Origin of the sequence: Ochrobactrum sp. SFR4 (assembly GCF_019730395.1) — a bacterium.
Classification (GTDB): domain Bacteria; phylum Pseudomonadota; class Alphaproteobacteria; order Rhizobiales; family Rhizobiaceae; genus Pseudochrobactrum.
In genome coordinates this window covers 1-258 of sequence record NZ_JAAPBB010000982.1, presented here as the reverse complement: position 1 = coordinate 258, position 258 = coordinate 1, and the positions used below count along the sequence as shown (strand labels likewise).

Genomic DNA, 258 nt, shown 5'->3' with positions numbered 1-258 from the left:
ATACAACAAAACAGCCGGCGGTTACGATGGCAAACTCTGAAAACGACAAAGCTTCTACCTCCCGCAGTGAGGCACTGGCATGGTTCGTTACCATCAATTCCGGCCATGCAACCGATGCAGAACGTCGTGAGCATGCTGCATGGCTCGCCCAAAATCCTGATAACGAGGCTGAATATCGTGCCCTTGGCATTATTTGGTCGGATCTTGATGTGATCGGCGATCCCCGCCCAAAAATAATAACATCTTGTACGACACCCA

Annotated in this window: 1 protein-coding gene; it reads left to right on the top strand. The window is 50.4% G+C overall.

The window, feature by feature from the left end:
- Positions 1–26 precede the first annotated feature (26 nt).
- On the top strand, positions 27–258 hold a 232-nt coding region (locus HBA93_RS22020; protein WP_221724666.1), incomplete at its 3' end, for a FecR/PupR family sigma factor regulator.